This is a genomic window from Pseudomonas sp. KBN10P06128, from assembly GCF_037574945.1.
In the GTDB taxonomy this organism is placed as follows: Bacteria; Pseudomonadota; Gammaproteobacteria; order Pseudomonadales; family Pseudomonadaceae; genus Pseudomonas; species Pseudomonas aeruginosa.
The window spans coordinates 2,767,421-2,782,742 of the sequence record NZ_JBBELR010000001.1 but is presented as its reverse complement, the minus strand read 5'-3'; the positions used below and the strand labels follow the sequence as shown (position 1 = coordinate 2,782,742).

The window sequence follows — 15,322 nt, the reverse complement described above, 5'->3', positions numbered from 1 at the left end:
CCAGGCGCTGCTCGCGCTCGTCTTCTGTTGTCTCCCGCATGTCGGCGAGGCCGCGCAACTGGTCCTGGTCAGCGCCAACCAGGGGGCCGCGGTGAACGCCTTTCGCGACGCCCTGTCGCAGCGACGGCCGCAGGACCAGGTGGAACTGCGCACGCCTGCGGCCCTGGCGGAGGGGATGGTCTTCGCCGACGACACCCGCCTGCTCCTGCTCGGCCCCGAGGCCCTGGCCTGGCGCCTGCGCCAGCACCGGGCGCCACCGACCCTGGCGCTGCTGCTCAACCGGGTCGATGGCCAGCGCCTGCTGCCAGGCGCCAACGGGCATGGCGGACACGGCGTCGGAGGGCTCTGCGTACTCTGGAGCGACCCGCCGGCGGCCCGCCAGCTCCGCCTGGCGCGCCTGATCCTGCCGGGCATCCAGCGCATCGGCGTGCTCTACGGCAAGGACAGCGAATTCCTCCTCGACGAGCTTCGTCGCGAGGCCCGCAGCCAGGGGCTCGAGCTATTCGTCGCCAGCAGCAGCGGCAACGACGACCCGCGCCCGCTGCAGTTCCTGCTCGGCAATAGTGACCTGCTGCTCGGCATCGACGACAAACAGCTGTACAACTCGCAGAGCATCAAGAGCCTGCTGCTCGGCAGCTACGCCAAGAACCGCGCGCTGCTCGGACCCACCGCAGCCTTCGTCAAGGCCGGCAGCCTGGCGAGCAGCTACAGCGACCAGGAGGACTGGCTGGACACCCTCGACGAACTGCTCGGCCAGGCGCCCAGGCACTGGCCCCTCAGCCTCTATCCAGGGCATTTCAAGGTGCTCGGCAATCGGCAGGTAGCCCGCTCCCTGGGTATCGACCTGGCCAGCGACGCCGACCTCGGCCGGCGCCTCGCCGAAGGAGAAGAACCATGAGCCAGCGCCACGGCTGGGACATCCGTACCCGCATGCTGGCGATCAGCCTGGGCCCGGCGCTGTTGCTGACCCTGCTGCTCACCGCCTACTTCACCTACTCCCGCTTGCAGGACCTGCGCCAGGAACTGACCCATACCGGCCAGTTGATCGCCGACCAGTTGGCGCCGGCCGCCGAATACGGCGTGATCGCCGGCAACACGCCCGTGCTGCAGAAGCTGCTGCAGGCCACCCTCGACACCCCGCATGTGCGCTTCATCGAGGTACGCGACGGCAACGACAATATCCTGGTGTACGTCGAACAGTTGTCCGGCGCGTTGCAGAACGCCGCGCCGATCGACATCTTCCACTCCACCATCCAGCGCCAGCGCATCGCCCTGGCCAGCGACCCGCTGCTGGACGGCGCCAGCGAAGTCGACGGCCAGTCCGGCGAGGACTACCTCGGCCGGGTGGTGGTCGGCATGTCCAACGACGCCTTCAGCCAGCGGCAACAGGAAATCCTCCTGAAGGCCGCCCTGCTGGCCGCCTTCGCCCTGATCCTCACCTTCCTCGTCGCACGCCGCCTGGCGCAGCGCCTGTCGGCGCCGATCAGCACCATGGGCCAGGCGGTCGAGGCGATCCAGAGCGGCGACTACAAGACCAGCCTGCCGATCCTCGACGACGGCGAGATCGGCGACCTGGCCCGTCACATCAACAATCTCGCCAGCGGGCTGGACCGCGCGAGCCGGGAACAGGAACAGGCGATCGGCCAATTGATCAGCGCCCGCGAGGAAGCGGAGCAGGCGAACCGGGCGAAGTCCGACTTCCTGGCGATGATGAGCCACGAGCTTCGCACCCCGATGAACGGCGTGCTGGGCATGCTGCAACTGCTGGAAACCACCGAGCAGACCCGCGAACAGGCCGAGTACACGGCGCTGGCCACCGAGTCCACCGAACACCTGCTGAAGGTCATCAACGACATTCTCGATTTCTCAAGGATCGAACGCGGCGCGCTGGAACTGGAGTGCATTCCCTTCAACCTGCTGGAACTGGTGCAAGGCTCCGCCCTGGTGTTCCAGCACAGCGCCCAGCAACGCGGACTGGCGCTGGAATTGCAGATCCAGGCCGGCCTGGAGAATATCGAGGTCTGCGGCGATCCGACGCGGATCCGACAGATCCTGGTGAATCTGCTGGGTAATGCGCTGAAATTCACCGAGGAAGGCGCCATCCATCTCAGCCTGGAGTGGCAGGCGCTCGATCACGACGTACTGTGGCTGACCTGCGCGGTGCACGACAGCGGCATCGGCATCTCGCCGGAACGCCTGGAACATATGTTCGACGCCTTCCAGCAAGCGGATTCGTCGATTTCCCGGCGCTACGGCGGCACCGGGCTCGGCCTGGCGATCGCCAGGACCCTGGCGGAACGGATGGGCGGCACCCTGCAGGCAGAGAGCAAGGAAGGCTCGGGATCGACCTTCACCCTGGAGATTCCGCTGCCCTTCCAGCAGTCGCCGGCGCACCGGCAGCAGGCCGCTGGCGACGCTGCCCCGATTGCCGCCGGTCAGGAAATCCTCCTGGTCGAGGACAATCCGGTGAACCAGACAGTCATAGAAGCCATGTTGCGCAGCCTCGGCTATCGCGTCACCCTGGTCGCCGACGGTATCCAGGCGGTGCGCAGCGCCGAGCGCCAGCGCTACGACGCGATCCTGATGGACTGCCGCCTGCCGGTGCTCGACGGCTACTCGGCGACACGGGAAATCAGGGCCCAGGAGAACGGCCGGCGGGTACCGATCATCGCCCTGACCGCCAACGCCCTGCAGGGCGATCGGGAGAACTGCCTGCAGGCGGGAATGAACGATTACCTGGCCAAGCCATTCAAACGGGCGGAATTGCAACGCATACTGCAACGCTGGATCGGCTCGCAGCCGGAACTCCCCGTGACGTCGAACGAAACCGGACGAGGGGAGCCGGAATGATCTACGACAAGGGCGGCAAGCGGACGCGGGAATAAAGTGAACATCTGTTCGCCGGACACTGTGACTTTCACCGCAACGCAACAGTCTATGACTAGGCTGCCGCTGCGACGCCGATACAATAACCCGGCGCGACGGCCGCTGGACGAACCGCCACAACCCTGCAGTTCAGGGATTTTTGAGGAGCTCGCATGACCAAACAACACGCCTTCACCCGAGAAGACCTGCTGCGCTGCAGTCGCGGCGAGCTGTTCGGCCCGGGTAACGCGCAACTTCCCGCCCCCAACATGCTGATGATCGATCGCATCGTTCACATCAGCGATGTCGGCGGCAAGTATGGCAAGGGCGAGCTGGTCGCCGAGCTGGATATCAACCCGGACCTGTGGTTCTTCGCCTGTCACTTCGAAGGCGATCCGGTCATGCCCGGTTGCCTGGGCCTGGATGCCATGTGGCAGCTGGTCGGTTTCTACCTCGGCTGGCAGGGCAACCCCGGCCGCGGCCGCGCCCTGGGTTCGGGCGAAGTGAAGTTCTTCGGTCAGGTTCTGCCGACAGCGAAGAAGGTCACGTATAACATTCATATCAAGCGCACGATCAATCGTTCGCTGGTCCTGGCCATCGCCGACGGCACCGTCAGCGTCGATGGCCGCGAAATCTACAGTGCCGAAGGCCTCCGCGTCGGCCTGTTCACCTCCACTGACAGCTTCTAAGGGTTATCCGCATGCGTCGCGTCGTTATCACCGGTCTGGGCATCGTTTCCTGCCTCGGCAATGACAAAGACACCGTTTCCGCCAACCTCCGTGCGGGTCGGCCCGGCATTCGCTTCAATCCGTCCTACGCCGAGATGGGCCTGCGCAGCCACGTTTCCGGTTCGGTCGACCTGAACCTCGAAGAGCTGATCGATCGCAAGGTCTTCCGCTTCATGGGCGATGCCGCCGCTTACGCCTACCTGGCGATGGAGCAGGCGATCAAGGACTCCGGCCTGACTCCGGAACAGATTTCCAACCCCCGCACCGGCCTGATCGCCGGCTCCGGCGGCGCTTCCACCCTGAACCAGATGGAAGCCATCGACACCCTGCGCGAGAAAGGCGTCAAACGCATCGGCCCATACCGCGTGACCCGCACCATGGGCAGCACCGTATCGGCCTGCCTGGCCACGCCGTTCCAGATCAAGGGCGTCAACTACTCGATCTCCTCCGCCTGCGCCACCAGCGCGCATTGCATCGGCCAGGCCATGGAACAGATCCAGTTGGGCAAGCAGGACGTGGTCTTCGCCGGCGGCGGCGAAGAGGAACACTGGAGCCAGAGCTGCCTGTTCGACGCCATGGGCGCCCTCTCCACCCAGTACAACGAGACGCCGGAAAAGGCCTCCCGCGCCTACGACGCCAAGCGTGACGGCTTCGTCATCGCCGGCGGCGGCGGCATGGTGGTGGTCGAGGAGCTGGAGCATGCGCTCAAGCGCGGCGCCAAGATCTACGCCGAGATCGTCGGCTACGGCGCCACCTCCGACGGCTACGACATGGTCGCCCCGAGCGGCGAAGGCGCGATCCGCTGCATGCAGCAGGCGCTGGCCACCGTCGACGCGCCGATCGACTACCTGAACACCCACGGCACCTCCACCCCGGTCGGCGACGTCGCCGAGATCCGAGGCGTGCGCGAAGTGTTCGGCGACAAGGCGCCGGCCATCAGCTCGACGAAGAGCCTGTCCGGCCACTCGCTGGGCGCCGCCGGCGTACACGAGGCGATCTATTGCCTGCTGATGATGGAAGGCGGCTTCATCGCCGGCTCCGCCAACATCGACGAACTCGACCCGGAAGTGGCCGACCTGCCGATTCTCCGCGAGACGCGCGAGAACGCCAAGCTCGATACCGTCATGAGCAACAGCTTCGGCTTCGGCGGCACCAACGCCACCCTGGTCCTCAAGCGCTGGCAGGGTTGATTCCCTCCATCGCCGCATGAAGCGCCCTTCGGGGCGCTTTTTTGTACCCAGCGTTTCTTTACCCGAACTGCATGAACGGGCTAAACCTGGCGCCCCGCCTGCCGATAGAACTGATCAGCCCCGTCTCTCTCCTGCCCCCTGGAATCCGCCATCATGTCTTTGCGCAGTATGCCCATCGCGACCCGTGCCGCCCTGAGTTTCGCCCTGATCACCGCTCTGCTGGTCATCACCGGCATCTTTTCCCTGAACCGAATGGGTTCGCTCAACGAAGCCTCTTCGGACATCAGCGACAACTGGCTGCCTAGCGTCCGCGAAAGCGCCGAGTTGAACGTTCTGCTCGCCGAACTGCGGCAGGTGCAACTGGCCCATGTGCTGGCGGCGGACGACAGCAGCAAACGCTTCCTGGAAAGCCGCATGACGGAAATCGGCAAGGAACTGACCGATCGCGAGGGCGCCTACCAACGGCTGATCAGTGGTGCCGACGAGCGCTCGATCTACGAGCGCTACCTGGCTACCCGGCAGACGCTCCTGCAAAGCCAGCAGACCCTGGTGCAGATGTCGCGCAGCAAGCCGCTGGAAGAGACCCGCCAGTACACCGAAAGCACCCTGCTCGACCAGTACCGCGCCACCCAGCAGCAACTGCAGGCGCTAATCGACTTCAACGTCAAGGGCGCCAGCCAGGCCAGCCACACGGCCGATGAGGTCTATCACAGCGCCTTCGCCGCAGTGATCGGCGTACTGCTGGTCGCCGGCCTCGCTACCGTGGTACTGGCTTGGCTGTTCACCCGCAGCATCACCCAACCGATCGGCGAGGCGCTGCGAGTGGCCGAGGTGATCGCTTCCGGCGACCTCACCAGCCGCATCGACACCTCTGGCCGCGACGAACCGGCCAAGTTGCTGGTCGCCCTCCAGGGCATGCAGGCACAACTGCGCCAGACCATCCAGCAGATCGGCAGCTCGGCGACCCAACTGGCCTCCGCCGCGGAGGAACTCAGCGCCGTCACCGAGCAGGGCAACCGCTCGCTGACCCAGCAGAACGACGAAATCCAGATGGCCGCCACCGCGGTCAACGAGATGACCGCCGCCGTCGAGGAAGTGGCGCGCAACGCCAGCTCCACCTCGGACGCCTCGTCCGCCTCCGAGCAATCGGCGCAGAACGGACGCCAGCGGGTACTGGAGACGGTCCAGGCGATCCGCCTGATGAGCGAAGAAGTGGACAATACCTCGGCGCTGGTCGGCGGCCTGGCGGAAAAGGCCCAGGACATTTCCAAGGTCCTCGACGTGATCCGCGGTATCGCCGAACAGACCAATCTCCTGGCGCTCAACGCGGCCATCGAGGCGGCTCGCGCCGGCGAGCAGGGCCGCGGTTTCGCCGTGGTCGCCGACGAGGTTCGCGCCCTCGCCCATCGCACCCAGGAATCCACCCGCGAGATCGAGCAGATGATCGCCAACATCCAGGAAGGCACCGGCGCCGCGGTCGGCGCCATGGACAGCAGCAGCGTACGCGCCCGCAACATGCTGGAGATCGCCGAAGCCGCCGGCCTGGCGCTGAACGAGATCGCGGAGCGGGTCGGCCAGATCAACGAGCGTACCCTGGTGATCGCCAGCGCCTCCGAGCAGCAGGCCCAGGTGGCCCGCGAGGTCGACCGCAACCTGGTGAACATCCGCGACATCTCGCTGCAGACGTCCGCCGGCTCCAACCAGACCGCCGCCGCCAGCCAGGAACTGTCGCAACTGGCCATCGACCTGAACAACATGGTCACCCGCTTCGTCGTCTGACCATGCCGTGCGCCGTCTCACGGCGGCGCACTTGCTGCGGTTGCCCAGCGTGGAGCCCGGGTTTTACCATGAAACCCGATCCTCTCCCCTCCGGAGCCGCCCTGATGGTCAAGCGCACCAGCCACAAGCAAGCCAGTTGTCCAGTCGCCCGCCCGCTGGACGTGATCGGCGACGGCTGGTCGATGCTCATCGTGCGCGATGCCTTCGAAGGACTGACGCGCTTCGGCGAATTCCAGAAGAGCCTCGGCCTGGCCAAGAACATCCTGGCGGCGCGCCTGCGCAACCTGGTGGAGCACGGCGTGATGGTGGCGGTCCCGGCCGAAAGCGGCAGTCACCAGGAATACCGCCTGACTGACAAGGGACGCGCGCTCTTCCCCCTGCTGGTGGCGATTCGGCAGTGGGGCGAGGACTATTTCTTCGCCCCGGACGAATCCCATGTCCGCCTGGTCGAGCGCGACAGCGGCCAGCCGGTGCCGCGCCTGCAGGTACGCGCCGGCGACGGCAGTCCGCTCGCCGCGGAAGATACCCGGGTCAGCAGGGACTGATCGAAGGACGAACAGGCTACCATCGGCATCCGCGCGTACGCCGCCAAAACGGCGGATAACCGCGGGCGGTTATTCGCCCTACCGCACGCAGGCAACCCTTGCCCGGTAGAGCGAATGGCGCCCCCGCGTTATCCACCCGACACAAGAAAACCAGCGCTTTGCATGGCTCGCGCTCAGCGTACGTCGAAGGATTTCTCCGCCAGCAGGCGATCGCCCTGGAACACCATCAACCGCCATTCACCCTTCACCACTTCGTGCGGCTCGGTGAATTCGTAGGCCATGACATCGGTCGGCGCGCCCGGCACCAGCTTCTGCACCACTTCGAACTTGTCATGCCGCTGGCCATCCGGAGTGACCACGCCCGGGGTGAGGTAGAGCAGCGTCAAAGGCGTATCGCCTTCCTGCTTGCCGCTGAGTTGATAACGCATGCCGAACTTGGTGCCGAGCTTGGCCGGGACTTCGGTGGTCTGCTGGATGTTCTGCTCGCTACGGGTCAATACCCGTTCGCCGGGCTGGAAATCCTGGTAGCGGCTTTCGAACACGCCATATTCGATGGGGCCGTCGATACGCACCTCGGCCTGCGCCGCCACGGCGACGCCGGCGCCGAGCAGGAAGACGGAACGACTGATGCAAGAACGGATGAAGGACATGACTCACTCCTGGATGGGACTGGCGCGAGCCTATGACGCCGGCATGACAGACTGATGACGAATCCGGGTTATTCGCCTCGCGGATCGGCGGGCTGGCGCGGCAGCACTGCGAGGAAGTTGTCCCGCGCCACCTGGCGAGCGACCTGCTCGGGCAAGGCGTCGAGGAACGGATCGAAGCTGGCCATCAACTCGGGCAGGCTGTCGAACTGGCCGACCACATCGGAACCGAGCATGAAGCGTTGCGGAAACCGCTCGACCAGTGCCAGCCACTGCGGGTCGGGCTTGCCCTGCTCGTCCAGCAGGTACGGGCGCAACACCGACCAGGACAGGTCGATGTAGAGGTTCGGGTAGCGCTGCAGCAGACGCCCAAGGGTCGGCAGGAGGAAGTCCAGTTTCTTCTGGTGGCGATGGATCTCCATGCTGGTCCCGGCATGGGCCCAGATGAACCGCACATGCGGGTGATTGCGCAGGGGCTCCTCGATTTCCGCCAGGTACAGCGGGTTGCGTTCGCGCTTGGAAGTGACGTTGGCGTGCAGCAACACCGGCAGGTCGAATTCGGCGGCCAGGTGATAGACCCGCGCCAGCGCCTCATTGTTGGCCCTCGGCACGTCGCCGTAGGTCAGCGCGGTGAGGTCGTCGTGCCGGGTAAAGATCTCGCCGATGCCCTGCCAGAGTCCCGGGTCCAGCTCCAGCATGCGACGGATGTGCGCGTCGGCGTTCTTGTCGGTCGGGTTGAAACCGGTCAGGAACGGATGCACGCGCCGCCGCTGCTCGGCTGGCAGGGATTTCACCGCCGCCGCCACGATCACGTCGGTGGCGCTGTACCAATAGGCTCCGGCATCGTCGCCAGCGTAGTAGCGCGGCCGCTTCGGCTCGTCCTCGTGCCATTTCTTGGCGACCGCGACGCCGCTGAGCATCACATGGTCGACCCGGCCTTTGTCCATCGCCTCCAGCAGGCGCGGCATGCCTTCGCTTTCCTGGAAGAAATCCACGTAGTGCACGTGAGCGTCGCTGTAGCGATAATCCCTGGCATGGGTCAAGGATGTCACCAGGGACAGGACGAACAATGTCGAAAACAGGGCACGCGTACGGGGGCCAGCCATGGCATTCCTCCTGATAGGCCTGAGTGAACATAGACCGCTGCCGCTCGGCCAGGGTTCGCCGCTCCGCTGGCTGGCCCTGTTGCTCGGCCTGCTGGCCTGGCATGCCGGGGCTGGCGAACGGCTGATCTATCCGCGCCATTCCGAAGGGCGCAACCCCGAGCCCTACGTCGTCGAGCTGCTGCAACTGGCGCTGGCCAGGAGCGGCGGCGACTACCGCCTGGAGCCCAGCGCGCAGCCCATGCCGCAGTCCCGTGCGCAACTGCGCCTGGAGCAGGACGATCCGGGCCTGCAGGTGATGTGGGCGCAGTCCCGCGACGACCTGGAAGAGACCCTGCTGCCGATCCGCATTCCGATCTATCGCGGCCTGATCGGCTGGCGCATTCCCCTGGTCAGCGCCGCCAACAAGGACCTCCTGGCCTCGGTGCGGACCCTCGACGATCTCCGCCGCCTGCGCTTCGGCCAGCGCCAGGACTGGGCCGACACACCGATCCTGCGCGCCAACGGCCTGGAGGTGAAGACCAGCCAGAACTACGAGAGCCTGTTCCGCATGCTCGATGCCGGCCGCTTCGAGGTCTTCCCCCGCGAGGTCGTAGTGATCGACGGAGAACTGGAGGACGCCTCCCGCGCCGGGCTGCACCTGGCGATCGACCAGCACCTGGCCCTGCACTACCCCGCGGCCTTCTATTTCTTCGTTTCGCGTCAACGCCCGGAACTGGCCGAGGCCATTCGCCAGGGCCTGGAGAAGGCGATTGCCGACGGTAGCTTCGAACGGCTGTTCGAGCGACATTTCAAGACGCGGCTGGAAAAGCTTGCCCTTCGGCAGCGGAGAATAATCGAGCTGAAAAACCCCTATCTTCCAGGAAAAACTCCTTTTCAGCGCGAGGCACTCTGGTACCGGCCGTGAGCTAGAATGAGGCCTTCACGCCACCACCGATGCCCAGCATGTCCCGTACCACCCCGTACCGCCTCGACGACCAGATCGGCTTCATCCTGCGCCAGGCCAACCAGCGCTATGCAGCGTTGTTCGCCAATGGCATCGGCAACGGCCTGACACCCACCCAGTGGGCCGCCCTGGTCCGCCTCGGCGAGACCGGACCCTGCCCGCAGAACCAGCTCGGCCGGCTCACCGCCATGGACGCCGCGACCATCAAGGGCGTCGTCGAGCGCCTGGACAAACGGGGACTGATCCAGCGCAGCGCCGATCCGGACGACGGCCGGCGCCTGCTGGTCAGCCTCAGTCCTGCCGGACGCGCCGAACTCGAGGCCGGCCTGGCGGCCGCCCGCGAGATCAACCGGCAGGCCTTGGCTCCCCTCTCCCCGCAAGAACAGGAAACCCTGCGCGGGTTGCTCGCTCGCCTGACCTGAGGCCATTGCGGTCTATCTTTTTTTCCGCGTTACGTCGTCCGGAGCTGCGCCTTTCGTCGTAGCGGCCTGCCATTGACAGTTCGCCGCAGGCATCCATAACATGTTTGTATACAAACAAATTCCCGCAGAGCCGCACGCTACCAGGCACGGCCGACGGGACATCCGCCTGATGAACAGCCATGCCCCCGGCATGGGGAGAAACCGCCATGAGCGATGCCCTTGCCCTGACCGTCAACGGTCAGTCCCTGCGCCTCGATGTCGCCCCCGATACCCCCCTGCTCTATGTCCTGCGCAACGACCTGCAACTGAACGGTCCCAAGTTCGGCTGCGGCCTCGGCGAGTGCGGGGCCTGCACCGTGCTGATGGATGGCGTCGCCACCCGCTCCTGCATCACCCCGGTGAAGGCCGCCGTGGGCCGCCGGGTAGTTACCCTCGAAGGACTCGGCGATGCCGCCCATCCGCATCCGCTGCAACAGGCCTTCATCGACGAACAGGCCGCCCAATGCGGCTACTGCATCAACGGCATGGTGATGACCGCCAAGGCGTTGCTGGATCGCAACCCGAACCCCAGCGACGGCGAGATCCGCCAGGAATTGGCCTACAACCTGTGTCGCTGCGGCACCCATGTGGAGATTCTCAAGGCCGTGCGGCGTGCCGCCGAGAGCCTGAAGGAGCGTCAAGAGGAGCACCCGGCATGAGCCTGGCCAATCCCTCGCGACGCGGCTTCCTCAAGGCCGGCGGCCTGCTGCTGGTCACCGTCAACCTGCCCGCCCCGCTGCTCGCCCTTGCCGAGCAGGGCGCCACCGACCTGCCGCTGGACCAGGTCGACTCGTTCATCGCCATTGCCGCGGACGGCAAGGTCACCGCCTTCTGCGGCCACGTCGACCTTGGTACCGGCATCCGCACGGCACTGGCGCAGATCGTCGCCGAAGAGTTGGACGTCGCGTTCGAGCAGGTCGAGATGATCCTCGGCGACACCCGTCGCACACCGGACCAGGGGCCGACCATCGCCAGCGCCAGCATCCAGGTCAGCGCCGTGCCTCTGCGCCAGGCCGCCGCCGAAGCCCGGCGCTTCCTCCTGCGCCAGGCCGGAAGCCATTTCCCGGTGCATCCGGACAGCCTGCGCAGCGAAAACGGCCAGGTCTTCGCCGCCGCCAATCCGCAGCGACGGATCGGCTACGGCGAGTTGCTGCGAGGCCAGCGCTTCAACCTGAACATCGACGGCAAGGCGCCGCTCAAGCCGCGCAGCGAGTACCGCCTGGTCGGCAAGCCGGTGCGTCGGGTGGACATCCCGGCGAAGCTGACCGGCCAACTGACCTATGTCCACGACATGCGCCTGCCCGGCATGCTGCATGGGCGAGTGGTACGCCCGCCCTATACCGGCGCGGATGTCAGCGCCCCGCTCGGCAGCGGCCTGCTGGCGGTGGACGAAAGCTCGGTCGCCGGGCTGCCGGGGCTGGTCAAGGTGGTCGTGATCGGCGACTTCGTCGGCGTGGTCTGCGAACGCGAGGAGCAGGCGATCCGCGCCGCGCGCCAGCTCAAGGTGCGCTGGAAGGACTGGCAGGGCCTGCCGCCGCTGGAACCCGACCGGCTCGAGGACACGCTTCGCCGGCATCCGAAGAAGCCACGCACGCTGCACGACTCGCCCGGTCTCGAGCAGCACCTCGCGGGCATCGCCCGGCCGCTGTCGGCCACTTATGTCTGGCCCTACCAGTTGCACGCCTCCATCGGCCCTTCCTGCGCCCTCGCCAAGGTCGATGCGCAGCGCGCTCGCGTCTGGTCCGGCACGCAGAACCCGCACGACCTGCGCAACGACCTGGCCAGGCTGCTGCAGCGCGAGACCGGGGACATCGAGGTGATCCGCATGGAAGCCGCCGGCTGCTACGGACGCAACGGCGCCGACGACGTCAGCGCCGACGCCGTGCTCCTGGCGCAGGCAGTGGGCCGGCCGGTGCGGGTACAACTGATGCGCGAACAGGAACATGGCTGGGAACCGAAAGGCACCGCGCAACTGATCGAGGTCCGCGGCGGTCTCGACGAGCAAGGCCGGGTGGCGGCCTACGACTTCGCCACCTGCTACCCCTCCAACGGCGCGCCGACCCTGGCCCTGCTCCTCACCGGGCGGATCCCGGCCACCCCGCAGGTGGCCGACATGGGCGACCGCACCGCGATCCCGCAATACCGCTACCCGCGGATGCGGGTGGTGGCCAACGACGCCGCCCCCATCGTCCGCGCGTCCTGGATGCGCGGCGTCTCGGCGCTGCCGAACGTGTTCGCCCATGAGTCCTACGCCGACGAACTGGCGCACCTGGCCGGCATCGACCCCATCGCCTTCCGCCGCCGCTACCTGGACGACCAGCGCGCCCTGGCGCTGATCGACGCCCTGGTCGCCCGCGCCGGCTGGCAGCCACGCACCTCCCCCAACCCAGAGGCGCGCCGGAACGGCGTGCTGAAGGGACGCGGCTTCGCCTATGCGCGCTACTTCCACAGCAAGTTTCCCGGTTTCGGCGCCGCCTGGGCCGCTTGGATCGTCGACGTCGAGGTGAACCCGGAGAACGGCGCGGTGCGCGTCGCCAAGGTCTGGGTCGCCCATGACTGCGGGCAGATGGTCAATCCCGATGGGGTCAGGCACCAGGTCCACGGCAACGTCATCCAGTCCACCAGCCGGGTACTCAAGGAATTCGCCACCTTCGACCGCCGCGGCGTCACCAGCCTGGAATGGGGCGGCTACCCGATCCTCGGCTTCCCCGAACTGCCGGAGATCGACGTGCTGCTGCTCGACCGCCCCGAGCAGCCACCGATGGGCGCTGGCGAGTCAGCCTCGGTGCCCAGCGCCGCGGCCATCGCCAATGCGATCTTCGACGCTACCGGAGCGCGCCTGCGACAGGTGCCGTTCACTCCGGAACGCGTACTCGCGGCGCTGCGCAGCGCGCAGGCCTGATCCTTTTCCCCGGGGCGCCGCGGCGCCCCGCGCAGTGGATGACTGACAGATGAAGAAGGCAACACGCATCGGCCTCTGGGCCTCCGGCAGCCTCGTCGCGCTCGCCGCCATCGCCCTCGGCTACGCCTGGCAACCGGCCATCGCGCCACTGGAAGGCACACCCGGTCCCTTCAGCGCCGAGCAGATCGCCCGCGGCGAACGCCTCGCCGCCCTCGGCGACTGCGCGGTCTGCCACACTCGCGAAGGCGGCCCGCGCAACGCCGGCGGACGGGCCTTGCCGACGCCGTTCGGGACGATCTACAGCAGCAACCTCACGCCGGATCGCGCGAGCGGCATCGGTGGCTGGTCCTACCCCGCCTTCGAGCGGGCCATGCGGCATGGCGTGGCCCGCGACGGCAGCTACCTGTATCCGGCGTTCCCTTACACCGCCTTCACCAGGACTCGCGACGAAGACCTGAAGGCCCTGTACGCCTACCTGATGAGCCAGCCGGCGGTGCACAGCGAAACGCCTGCCAACCAGTTGCCGTTCCCCTTCGACCAACGCCAGCTGATGGCCGGCTGGAACCTGCTGTTCCTGGAGCCCGGCGCCTACCGCGACGAGCCGACGCGCAACCAGCAATGGAACCGCGGCGCCTATCTCGCCGAAGGCCTCGGCCATTGCAGCGCCTGCCACTCGCCGCGCAACGCGCTCGGCGCGGAAAAGTCCGGCAGCGCGCACTTCGCCGGCGGCGAGGCGGAGGGCTGGACCGCGCCAGCCTTGAACGCCAGTTCGCCGGCGCCCATCGCCTGGAGCGAGGAGGCCCTCTACGCCTACCTCCGCCACGGCTATTCGGCCTACCACGGGGTCGCCAGCGGGCCGATGGCGCCAGTGGTCGGCGAAGGCCTGGCCAAGCAGTCGGACGAGGACCTGCGGGCCCTGGCCCATTACCTTGCGTCCTACGCCGCTGCCCCGGCCGGGGAAACCGATCAGCAACAGGCGCAACGCCTCGACCGGCAGGGCTACGGCCGCGTGCAACCGCCCAGCGGCAGCGGCGCGCGCCTGTTCGCCGGGGCCTGCCTGGCCTGCCATCATGACGGCGACGGGCCGCGCTTCTTCGGCGTGCGTCCATCCCTGGCGCTGAACAGCAATGTGCATGCGGACAGCCCGGACAACCTGCTGCGGATCATCCTCGACGGCATCCACAGCCCGGCCACCGGCGACCTCGGCTATATGCCCGGCTTCCGCCATAGCCTCGACGACCGACAAGTCGCCGCCCTGGCCAACTACCTGCGCGAGCGTTTCGCCGGCAAGCCCGCCTGGCCGGACCTCGCGGCCAAGGCGGCAAGCCTGCGCCAACAGGCGGCGCCCTGAAGCATGCGGCTCAGTTGGGCAAGCGCAGGGAGCGGGCGAAGCAACCGGGGGTCTGGCCGAAATGACGCTGGAACAGGCTGATGAACGCCGAGGTGGAGTCGTAGCCAAGGTCGCTGGCCACCCGCGTCACGCTGGCGCCCTCCTCCAGCGCGGCGACCGCGTTGAGCAGACGCAGGCGCTGGCGCCACTCGCGAAACGACAACTGGGTCTGCTCGCGGAACAGCCGCGCCAGGGTCCGTCGGGAAGCCCCCACCAGTCCCGCCCAATCCGAGATGCCGCGCGGATCGGCGGGATCCGCCTGTAGCGCGTCGGTGATCCGGCGCAAGCGCGGGTCGCCAGGCAACGGCAGGTTCAGCGGCGCCTCGCGAAGGCGCCCGACCTCATCGGCGACCACCTGCATGAGACGCTCGGCCTCGCCACCCGGCGGATATTCACGGGGAAATTCCGCCGCCCGCAGTAACAGTTCGCGCAGCAGGCCGGACACCTCCAGTACCCGGCAACCGCCGGGCAGCGAACGATCCAGGTAGAGACTGCGGAACAGCACAGGGTTGCAAGCCTCCGCGGCGTGCCGGACGCCCGGCGGAATCCACAGCGCCCGCTGCGCCGGCACCAGATAGCTGTGCCGCTCGGTGCTGGCGCGCAAGGTGCCGCTGGCGGCGTACATCAGTTGGCCCCAGGGGTGGTCGTGCATCTCCACCCGGTGCCCGGCGGGCATCTCGAAGGCGCGCAGGTACACCGCGCAGGGCAGGCTGCGGAATCGCGGCAGCTCGCGTTCTTGTCCCGTTTGCGGCATCGGTTGTCCCCA

The 15,322-nt window shown here is 67.1% G+C and carries 14 protein-coding genes; 11 read left to right on the top strand and 3 right to left on the bottom strand.

Annotation, left to right across the window (positions count from 1 at the left end; all coding sequences use genetic code 11):
• Nucleotides 1–139 precede the first annotated feature (139 nt).
• The 6 genes from VQ065_RS13245 (at nucleotide 140) to VQ065_RS13220 (ending at nucleotide 7,107) form a co-directional block, all read left to right on the top strand.
• Nucleotides 140–898, top strand: coding sequence for an ABC transporter substrate-binding protein (locus tag VQ065_RS13245; protein WP_073647603.1), 759 nt, complete (start codon nucleotides 140–142; stop codon nucleotides 896–898).
• On the top strand, nucleotides 895–2,850 hold the full coding sequence (locus VQ065_RS13240; RefSeq protein WP_014603703.1) for an ATP-binding protein: 1,956 nt from the start codon (nucleotides 895–897) through the stop codon (nucleotides 2,848–2,850). Before VQ065_RS13245 ends, VQ065_RS13240 begins: the two co-directional genes overlap by 4 nt.
• A gap of 188 nt (nucleotides 2,851–3,038) precedes the next feature.
• Nucleotides 3,039–3,554 carry a 3-hydroxyacyl-[acyl-carrier-protein] dehydratase FabA gene (gene fabA, locus VQ065_RS13235; protein ID WP_003087475.1) on the top strand — a complete coding sequence of 172 codons (516 nt, stop codon included), beginning with the start codon at nucleotides 3,039–3,041 and terminating at the stop codon, nucleotides 3,552–3,554.
• Between the two features lie 11 nt (nucleotides 3,555–3,565).
• The gene (fabB, locus tag VQ065_RS13230; RefSeq protein ID WP_003087471.1) at nucleotides 3,566–4,783 is read left to right on the top strand and encodes a beta-ketoacyl-ACP synthase I; all 1,218 of its coding nucleotides are present in this window, start codon (nucleotides 3,566–3,568) and stop codon (nucleotides 4,781–4,783) included.
• 153 nt (nucleotides 4,784–4,936) lie between these two features.
• Complete coding sequence (locus VQ065_RS13225; protein WP_003087469.1) at nucleotides 4,937–6,562, top strand: methyl-accepting chemotaxis protein; 1,626 nt, start codon at nucleotides 4,937–4,939, stop codon at nucleotides 6,560–6,562.
• A 104-nt stretch (nucleotides 6,563–6,666) separates the two neighbouring features.
• Nucleotides 6,667–7,107 carry a winged helix-turn-helix transcriptional regulator gene (locus VQ065_RS13220; protein ID WP_003087468.1) on the top strand — a complete coding sequence of 147 codons (441 nt, stop codon included), beginning with the start codon at nucleotides 6,667–6,669 and terminating at the stop codon, nucleotides 7,105–7,107.
• Nucleotides 7,108–7,280: 173 nt separating this feature from the next.
• Here VQ065_RS13220 and VQ065_RS13215 read toward each other — a convergent pair whose 3' ends face one another.
• Entirely contained in the window at nucleotides 7,281–7,757 is a 477-nt protein-coding gene (locus VQ065_RS13215; protein ID WP_003087466.1) for a DUF3859 domain-containing protein, read from the bottom strand.
• A gap of 68 nt (nucleotides 7,758–7,825) precedes the next feature.
• Nucleotides 7,826–8,860 (bottom strand): amidohydrolase family protein, encoded by a 1,035-nt coding sequence (locus tag VQ065_RS13210; protein ID WP_003087464.1) that lies wholly within the window; start codon nucleotides 8,858–8,860, stop codon nucleotides 7,826–7,828.
• Here VQ065_RS13210 and VQ065_RS13205 point away from each other — a divergent pair.
• The 5 genes from VQ065_RS13205 to VQ065_RS13185 all read left to right on the top strand — a co-directional run bounded on the left by VQ065_RS13205 (nucleotide 8,859) and on the right by VQ065_RS13185 (nucleotide 14,517).
• Nucleotides 8,859–9,764 carry a substrate-binding periplasmic protein gene (locus VQ065_RS13205; RefSeq protein WP_003087462.1) on the top strand — a complete coding sequence of 302 codons (906 nt, stop codon included), beginning with the start codon at nucleotides 8,859–8,861 and terminating at the stop codon, nucleotides 9,762–9,764. The genes VQ065_RS13210 and VQ065_RS13205 overlap by 2 nt on opposite strands.
• A gap of 38 nt (nucleotides 9,765–9,802) precedes the next feature.
• On the top strand, nucleotides 9,803–10,225 hold the full coding sequence (locus tag VQ065_RS13200; RefSeq protein ID WP_003087460.1) for a MarR family winged helix-turn-helix transcriptional regulator: 423 nt from the start codon (nucleotides 9,803–9,805) through the stop codon (nucleotides 10,223–10,225).
• Nucleotides 10,226–10,431: 206 nt separating this feature from the next.
• Nucleotides 10,432–10,923 carry a (2Fe-2S)-binding protein gene (locus VQ065_RS13195; protein ID WP_003087458.1) on the top strand — a complete coding sequence of 164 codons (492 nt, stop codon included), beginning with the start codon at nucleotides 10,432–10,434 and terminating at the stop codon, nucleotides 10,921–10,923.
• The gene (locus VQ065_RS13190; protein ID WP_003087455.1) at nucleotides 10,920–13,166 is read left to right on the top strand and encodes a xanthine dehydrogenase family protein molybdopterin-binding subunit; all 2,247 of its coding nucleotides are present in this window, start codon (nucleotides 10,920–10,922) and stop codon (nucleotides 13,164–13,166) included. Before VQ065_RS13195 ends, VQ065_RS13190 begins: the two co-directional genes overlap by 4 nt.
• 49 nt (nucleotides 13,167–13,215) lie before the next feature.
• Nucleotides 13,216–14,517, top strand: coding sequence for a cytochrome c (locus VQ065_RS13185; protein ID WP_003087453.1), 1,302 nt, complete (start codon nucleotides 13,216–13,218; stop codon nucleotides 14,515–14,517).
• 10 nt (nucleotides 14,518–14,527) lie between these two features.
• On the opposite strand, the gene VQ065_RS13180 is transcribed toward VQ065_RS13185, so the two are convergent.
• Nucleotides 14,528–15,310, bottom strand: coding sequence for an AraC family transcriptional regulator (locus tag VQ065_RS13180; RefSeq protein ID WP_003087451.1), 783 nt, complete (start codon nucleotides 15,308–15,310; stop codon nucleotides 14,528–14,530).
• Nucleotides 15,311–15,322: the final 12 nt, after the last annotated feature.

Excerpts from the sequence above, each read along its gene's own strand:
- VQ065_RS13200 (WP_003087460.1), top strand. The coding sequence starts at position 9,803 with ATGTCCCGTACCACCCCGTACCGCCTCGACGACCAGATCGGCTTCATC.
- VQ065_RS13210 (WP_003087464.1), bottom strand. The coding sequence starts at position 8,860 with ATGGCTGGCCCCCGTACGCGTGCCCTGTTTTCGACATTGTTCGTCCTG.
- VQ065_RS13215 (WP_003087466.1), bottom strand. The coding sequence starts at position 7,757 with ATGTCCTTCATCCGTTCTTGCATCAGTCGTTCCGTCTTCCTGCTCGGC.
- VQ065_RS13225 (WP_003087469.1), top strand. The coding sequence starts at position 4,937 with ATGTCTTTGCGCAGTATGCCCATCGCGACCCGTGCCGCCCTGAGTTTC.
- fabA (WP_003087475.1), top strand. The coding sequence starts at position 3,039 with ATGACCAAACAACACGCCTTCACCCGAGAAGACCTGCTGCGCTGCAGT.
- fabB (WP_003087471.1), top strand. The coding sequence starts at position 3,566 with ATGCGTCGCGTCGTTATCACCGGTCTGGGCATCGTTTCCTGCCTCGGC.
- VQ065_RS13180 (WP_003087451.1), bottom strand. The coding sequence starts at position 15,310 with ATGCCGCAAACGGGACAAGAACGCGAGCTGCCGCGATTCCGCAGCCTG.
- VQ065_RS13185 (WP_003087453.1), top strand. The coding sequence starts at position 13,216 with ATGAAGAAGGCAACACGCATCGGCCTCTGGGCCTCCGGCAGCCTCGTC.
- VQ065_RS13195 (WP_003087458.1), top strand. The coding sequence starts at position 10,432 with ATGAGCGATGCCCTTGCCCTGACCGTCAACGGTCAGTCCCTGCGCCTC.
- VQ065_RS13205 (WP_003087462.1), top strand. The coding sequence starts at position 8,859 with ATGGCATTCCTCCTGATAGGCCTGAGTGAACATAGACCGCTGCCGCTC.
- VQ065_RS13220 (WP_003087468.1), top strand. The coding sequence starts at position 6,667 with ATGGTCAAGCGCACCAGCCACAAGCAAGCCAGTTGTCCAGTCGCCCGC.
- VQ065_RS13240 (WP_014603703.1), top strand. The coding sequence starts at position 895 with ATGAGCCAGCGCCACGGCTGGGACATCCGTACCCGCATGCTGGCGATC.
- VQ065_RS13190 (WP_003087455.1), top strand. The coding sequence starts at position 10,920 with ATGAGCCTGGCCAATCCCTCGCGACGCGGCTTCCTCAAGGCCGGCGGC.